This is a genomic window from Sulfurovum sp. bin170, from assembly GCF_010892395.1.
Lineage (GTDB): Bacteria > Campylobacterota > Campylobacteria > Campylobacterales > Sulfurovaceae > UBA1140.
This window is the reverse complement of sequence record NZ_JAACKB010000287.1, coordinates 1-7,033: the sequence shown is the minus strand read 5'-3', so window position 1 is coordinate 7,033 and position 7,033 is coordinate 1. Positions and strand designations below refer to the sequence as shown.

Here is a 7,033-nt window from a genome sequence, read left to right as displayed (position 1 = left end):
TTAATAAAAATTTCTATTTTTTTAATAAAAAACAGCAGAAAAAAATCTTTTAGTGACATAGTGTTCTATATCATTTTTGAAAAAACAAATTATAAGCTAAATTTTATAAAAAATTAAAAATAGTACAATTTTCTTTATAAACTATAACTATTATTAAATTAATTTATACTAGAATTAAAGATGTCAAATTCAAAGGAGTTACAGATGGAGGAATTTTTTATAATTTCAAGGAGAAACATTGATTCTAGTTGGAGTCTAAGTGCATTGAGAGATAATTTTTATGCTATAGAGTATTGTGAGCAGGTATTGGATATACCAGAGGAGTATATTGGTGATGTGATGTTGACGAGTGAAGGTCTGGAGATTAGCCTTTATGAGGTTGATATGGATTCACTAGATTATGACGATGATTGGTATATGCAATTGAAGCGTCTCTCTAATTATACTCGTGCCGCAGCATAAATCGTAAATCTACAATGAGTAGAATATCTAGGGGGGGATATTTGAACTACAATCTCTTTATTCTCATCTACACTTTTAAGCACAATAATCGTATAATTTCAAAAAATCAAAGTCTTATATGCAAACAAAAAACAGTAACTTATCTATTAAAACTTATCTTGATTTCTCTCAGCTTTTAGAACTCTATAGAGGAGACCATGAGCAGAATCGTTCTTTTGCACTAAAACGAGAAAAACTCCTACAAAATCCACTAAAACTACTCCTTGATTGGTCAAACCTAAATCAGTTTAGATTAACAGAAGAGTTAAACTCCAAGAGCTATCTATCTTATCTCTCACGGTTAAGCTCTATTTTCGGACTACTTTTTTTTATAATAGGATTTTTTGTAGGTCTTGGACTTCTAAGTTATAGTGGTGAGGCTCCTGTTAATATAATCTACTATCTGCTGATAGTTATGGTAGTTCCTCTTTTAAGTATGACACTCTCACTCCTCTCTATGCTGACTCATGGTGGTGTTGCAGATTTTTTCAACCATCTTTTCCCGTTACATTGGATAGAGAAACTATTCTCCACTCTGCCTTTTGCTAAGAGAGTGGATTCCTTGGATAGCCCACTCTCCGCAGAGCTTTCTAAATGGATATTTATAGAGAGGATACAGCTTCTCTCTCTTCTTTTCTCTTTTGGACTGCTCATCTCTCTTCTGCTTATGGTTGTTGTCAAAGATATAGCTTTTGGTTGGAGTACAACACTTCAACTCTCTCCAGAGGTATTTCAGTCTATTTTGGCTTCTATTGGCATATTGTGGGAGGGAGTTTTACCAAGTGCGATTCCATCTTTGGAGTTAGTTGAGATAAGTCAGCACTTTCGATTAGGTAGGAGAGTCGACCCCCAGATGATTCAGAATGCTGACAAGTTAGGGGCTTGGTGGAAATTCTTAGCAATGACTACCATAGTCTATGCAATCTGTTTTCGTTTTATTCTTTGGTTAATAAGCAAATATGGTGTTAAGAGACAACTAGAGAGAGATTTTTTAGCACTTGAAGGTGTGCAGGGAATTTTAAGAGAGTTTAATACATCGTTTATATCTACAAAAGCACCTAAACAAGAGATTCATCTGGAGATAGTAGAGGATAGCATAGAGCAAGTCAGTGACAATATGTATAAATCCTATAACACTATCTTTGGTTGGAATTTTTTAAAAGATGAGATAGTGTTGGCAAATGATGCCAAAGAGATAAGAGGTTTAGCTATATTTGCTGTTGGTGGTAGCTCTAGCTTTAGTGAGGATGAGTCAAAAGCAGAGAATGCAAAAGAGAGTGTTCTTCTATTTGTAAAGTCATGGGAGCCTCCAACAATGGATTTTATTGACTTTTTAGAGATATTGATAGAGAATAGAGAGGTTCATGAGGTTCAGCTCTATCCATTGGGAACTGTGGGGCGTTATTATGATAGTGATGCTAAAGATATTGCTATTTGGAGACGAAAGATACAGGGATTAAAATCAAAAAAGGTATGGGTTATAGATGATGCAGAGTAGCAGTTATCCAAAATTTGCAGTTGTTGGGCATCCTAACAAAGGAAAGAGTAGTATAGTCTCCTCGATGGCATACGACGACTCTATTCAGATAGGTGATACCCCTGGGACTACACAGGTAAATAGAGGTTTTCCTCTAAAGGTTGATGGAGAGATAATCTATGAACTTTTTGATACCCCAGGGTTTCAAAGAGCCAGACGAATACTATCTTGGCTCAAAGAGCAGGAGCCTGTATCGGCTGACAAAAGAGGTGACTTGGTCAAAAAATTTATAGTAGAGAACCGTGAACATCCAAAGTTTAAAGATGAGATAGAGCTACTAGAGCCGATAGTTAATGGGGCAGGGATTATCTATGTGGTGGATGCCTCTAAACCTTATGGGGTGGAGTATGAGACCGAGATGGAGATACTGCGTTGGACAGGTCAGCCATCTATGGCGATTCTTAACCTTATAGGTGATGAGGATTATCGTGACCAGTGGAAGAGGGCATTGGGTCACTACTTTAGACTGGTTCGGACTTTTAACCCTATAGAGGCTACATTTCGTGACCATATGGAGCTACTAGAGAGCATGGCACAGCTCAAAGAGGAGTGGACAAAGCCTATTCAAAAAGCTATTGGAATTTTGGAGACTCTACATCAACAGAAGATAGAGCATAGTGTAGATACTATCGTGTCTAGTATGCAGAAGAGTCTATCCTATATATATGTTGCAAAGATAAAGGGTGACTCTGCGACAAAACTAGAAGAGAAAACTGCCAAGTTGGAGTATCAAAAGCAGATTGTTAAGTATGAGAGAGAACATAAGCAGGAGATAGAGAAAATCTGGAATCATAGAAGCATTGATAAGGCAGAAGATGCTCTACTTCTTGATGATATAGGTCTTTTTTCTAAAGAGTCTGCTTCTATATTTGGTCTTAGTCAAAAGGAGCTGATTATAACAGGAGCTTCAGCAGGGGCATTGGGTGGTCTTGGTATCGACCTAGCTTTTGGCGGTGGAACACTATTTCTAGCTTCACTTATAGGTGGAGCTGTTGGTGGTGTTGGTGCTATGGTTGGATTTGATAATATATATGATGTCAAAGTTCTTGGACAGAGTTTTGGAAAGAGAGAGCTAACTGTTGGACCTATGAAAAATCTAAACTTTCCCTATATTTTACTGGGTCGTGCATTATATCACGCTTCTGTTATGGCTAAGCGTTCTCATGCACAGAGAGATTTTGTAAATCTTGGGGATGAGAACTCTTATACTGGACAGGTTATAGATAGTGATATGAGAAAGAAGCTTGAGCGTGTTCATGTGAAGCTCAGAGCAAGGAATGTCCCCAAGGATGAGTCAATTAAAGAGTATAGAGATACGGTTTTGAAAGGATTGTTGGGGTTGTTGGGATAAGGCTACTCCTTAGGAGTAGCTTTTTATAAAATTTTATCCAATCCCATTAAAATAAGAGCACTCAAAAGTCCACCAGCAACTCCTGCTAAAAGATCATCACCCATCACACCAAGCCCCCCTTTAACTTTTCTATCAATAGTACCAATAGTAGATGGTTTCCATATATCAAAGAGTCTAAATGTTGCAAAACTAGAGACGATGGCAATTTCCCAAACAAAAGGGTAGCTCATGGTCTCTGCTGTTGAGATGGCAAACATCATAGCTATCCACATTCCTGCCACTTCATCTATAACGATGCTTTTGTCATCATGGCTTCCTGTCTCTCTCTCATACTTGTTTATCTCAAAGATACCGATGATAGTGATAGCAAGTGTCAGCATAAAAAGTGTATCCATAGGAAAAAATTGTAGGATTCCAACTCCTACAATTAGAGCAGCAAGACTACCCACTGTTCCAGGGGCTTTTGGAGCTAATCCTGTTCCGAAAAATGTTATAAAAAGTCTGTTTAAGTTCATTTTTGTTCTTTCTTTTATATTTGTGTATATGATTGTGGAGACAAGGCATGCCTTGTCTCTACGGTATTATGTCAACGATGTAGTTTGATACATCCCCATAAGTTTAATATAAAAATCCTCTTCACTATGCTCTTCCATTATTCCATCATTTGGAATGAGCGAGTCATAAAGCTCTTGAAGATTTTCAAATCTATCAGGGAAAAGAGTGCTTAATATAGATGCAGAGACCTCTCTTCTTACTAGTACTGATGGTGGCATTATCCCTGCTTTTATCAGCTTCATAATAGATGGGGAGTGGTAGTGTATGTGGTGGTGCTGACCATGAGGACAGATGCTACTACTTACAAGTGTTCTACAGAGATTACAATATACATACTGGTCAACTGTTGAGACATCTAGTTTTATTGCTTCTGATGCATCAAAGATAGAGTTTAGACGATTCTCATCATAGTATAACCCTAACCCTGCATGATTTTTACCAACAATAAGGCGAGTACAACCAAAATTTTTAGCTACCAAAGCGTCTAGTACAAGCTCATTATAGCCAGAGAAGATATAGGTATTTTCTAAAGGAACAACTACAACTCTGTTTGCAGGTAAGAAGTTCTCTATAAAGCTCATAATAGCCTCATATCGAATATCAAATCGCAATCCACCACTCTTAAAAGGTTTTAGCAAAAATAGAATAAGCATATCAGACTTATCAAGTGCCTGTCGTATCATCCTCTCTTGAGCACGATTAAGTGGATTTGCAGTTATCATAAATCCAGAAATCTCTTTGGCATTTTGATGTTCAATCAATTTTTGTACTTTTTTGAGATTAGTAGAGATTAGAGGATATTCAACGGTATATTTACCATTTACCGCAATATTTCCCAGTCTACTCATAGTATCTTTGACATTAGGATGAGATGGGTCAGCAGTTCCATATATACAGATAACTCGTTGCTCTTTATCAATATCGTAAGTTGACTCAACAGTGAGTTCACCTATAGCTACCCCACCACTAACCAGCTCTAAAACCTCTCCTCTTTTAGCAGTTTTTAGAACCTCTTCATTTCTTTTTCCACTAGGAGCTAATATAAAGGCAAAAGGGTAAGGAACTCCTTTGTACATCTTGCTCTTATCCACCTCTATAGCTTCATCTTCACTCATTAGTCCATCTACAGGAGAGATAAGCCCCTCCTGCACCAATGCAAGTGTAGAGTGTGCCTCAGCATCTATATAGAGTTGCCTATTTTTTCTTGAAGATGCCATATTTTTTCCTTTTCTCCCATAAACTTTTCCTTGAGATTCCTAGTTTTTTAGATAGTTCTGTATCTGGAAACTGATACTGAAAACTGTTTACTATAAATTTAACATAATCATCAATCGTCAATATCTCATTTTGGTCATAGAGTTTGTTATCAGTATTTATCTCTAGCTTTGGATAAGGAGTCTCTATATCTGTTGTTGTAGAGATAATAAATTCTCGTCTCACAAGAAGTTCAAAAAGTTGGTCTCTCTCAGCTTTTTTAAGCGTTTGTAGCTCAGAGATATATAGGATATGTTTTGGGTTGGAGTTCTCTATCTTGTCTCTCCAGTTTTTAGCTCCAAGGGGAACAAAAACAAGTACTCTATCACTATTTTGAGCATATTTAAATGCCAGTTTGTCAACCAATTTGATGTAGTTTGTAAATATAACAACGGGTGTAGTAATCTTATCAATATCATCAACGATATTTATATCATTGAGAAGATATTCGCTATACTCTTTGTAGAGATTTTTGTACTTTTTAAGAGTCTGAAACTCTTTATAGTGTTCAATTTTTCGTTGAAGCTCTTCTATCATAAACGGTTTAACTATATAGTCATTAGCTCCTAATTTGAGTGGAGCCGCGACGGTATCATTGTTGATATAACTTACCATAAGTATAATAATCTTCTCTTTATACTTTGTAATTAGTGGATTAAAATTTTGCCCTGGTAGGTTGGTTGATAGCAGATAGGCATCACCCGTACTAGTTGTCATCGCCTCTTTTATAGATGAAAAAATCTCAGTCTCATATCCTGATTGATTAAGTTTAGTTGATATACTTTGAGCTAGATATAACTCGTTCTCGATAATGGTTATCTTCATGCTTGTGTCCAATCATAATAATATAGTGTTGTTACAGCCTCCACGGCTACCCCCTCTTTGCGTCCTATCCATCCCAACTTCTCTGCTGTTGTAGCTTTGATATTCACGAGATTTGGTTTTAGATTTAGTAGTTTAGCTAAGTTAAATCGCATAGCTTTTTTATAGTTTAGCAATTTTGGTGTTTGTGCAATAATGGTTAAATCCACATTGCCAATAACATATCCAAAATCACTAAGTCGTCTTACAGTGTCTTTTAAAAGTTCGGAAGAGTCAATCCCTTTGTATTCATCTGAAGTGTCAGGATAAAATTCACCAATATCACCTAATCCTGCTGCTCCCAAAAGAGCATCAATCAGAGCATGAATGGCAACATCTCCATCACTATGAGCTTTGAATCCAAATGATGAGTCTATCTTTACTCCACATAGCATCATCTGTTTCCCCTCAAGAAAAGGATGAATATCAATACCAAAACCAATCAAAGCTTTAGTTGATGGCTTCTCTAAACAAGAGAGTTTAGAGAGGTCTTCAACCGTTGTTAGCTTATGAGCCTTGGCAGAACCCTCAACAAAAATAATCTCACCACCCTGTGAAGCGATAGCTGAACTATCATCGCTAAACTCTCTATCCGTAGCCAATGCTTTTTTCAAAGTTTGAGTACAAGAGAGTTGAGGAGTTTGAATGATTTTTGTATTTTCTCTATCTATTGGGGAGTTTTGGAAGTATAATGTGTCTACAACCTTAAGTGCAGGAACCACACAACTGCTATTTTTTTTTGCTGAAATAACACGATTTATCATAGCATTATCAAGACAACATCTAGCAATATCTGAAACAAGAACAAAGTCGGTTTTAACATTTTTAAGAGCATTTTTAAGTGACTCTTGTCTACTCGTTCCTCCCTCTACAAATGAATAATTAGCAAAGTTAGACATAGATTGAATATCATCTTTGGATGATACAATCATGGTATCTTTGAAGCTATAAAGCATTTGAAAATTATCAGCTAC

At 36.5% G+C, this 7,033-nt stretch carries 7 protein-coding genes; 3 read left to right on the top strand and 4 right to left on the bottom strand.

Annotated features, from left to right (window positions below; all coding sequences use genetic code 11):
• Positions 1-204 precede the first annotated feature (204 nt).
• The 3 genes from GSY74_RS06815 (at position 205) to GSY74_RS06805 (ending at position 3,389) form a co-directional block, all read left to right on the top strand.
• A complete protein-coding gene (locus GSY74_RS06815) occupies positions 205-462 on the top strand; it encodes a hypothetical protein (RefSeq protein ID WP_164664353.1) in 258 nt (85 codons plus the stop codon).
• A 118-nt stretch (positions 463-580) separates the two neighbouring features.
• Positions 581-1,999, top strand: a complete 1,419-nt coding sequence (locus GSY74_RS06810; RefSeq protein ID WP_164664352.1) for a DUF2868 domain-containing protein — start codon at positions 581-583, stop codon at positions 1,997-1,999.
• Complete coding sequence (locus tag GSY74_RS06805) at positions 1,986-3,389, top strand: GTPase/DUF3482 domain-containing protein (protein ID WP_255494572.1); 1,404 nt, start codon at positions 1,986-1,988, stop codon at positions 3,387-3,389. Before GSY74_RS06810 ends, GSY74_RS06805 begins: the two co-directional genes overlap by 14 nt.
• Before the next feature lie 23 nt (positions 3,390-3,412).
• On the opposite strand, the gene GSY74_RS06800 is transcribed toward GSY74_RS06805, so the two are convergent.
• From GSY74_RS06800 to GSY74_RS06785, 4 genes are all read right to left on the bottom strand, one after another.
• Entirely contained in the window at positions 3,413-3,904 is a 492-nt protein-coding gene (locus tag GSY74_RS06800) for a phosphatidylglycerophosphatase A (RefSeq protein ID WP_164664351.1), read from the bottom strand.
• Positions 3,905-3,970: 66 nt separating this feature from the next.
• Positions 3,971-5,161, bottom strand: coding sequence for a sulfate adenylyltransferase (locus GSY74_RS06795; protein ID WP_164664350.1), 1,191 nt, complete (start codon positions 5,159-5,161; stop codon positions 3,971-3,973).
• A complete protein-coding gene (locus GSY74_RS06790; RefSeq protein WP_164664349.1) occupies positions 5,139-6,023 on the bottom strand; it encodes a response regulator in 885 nt (294 codons plus the stop codon). Before GSY74_RS06790 ends, GSY74_RS06795 begins: the two co-directional genes overlap by 23 nt.
• Positions 6,020-7,033 (bottom strand): bifunctional 2-C-methyl-D-erythritol 4-phosphate cytidylyltransferase/2-C-methyl-D-erythritol 2,4-cyclodiphosphate synthase (locus GSY74_RS06785; RefSeq protein WP_164664348.1); only part of this gene is annotated, 1,014 nt, incomplete at its 5' end. The genes GSY74_RS06790 and GSY74_RS06785, both read right to left, overlap by 4 nt.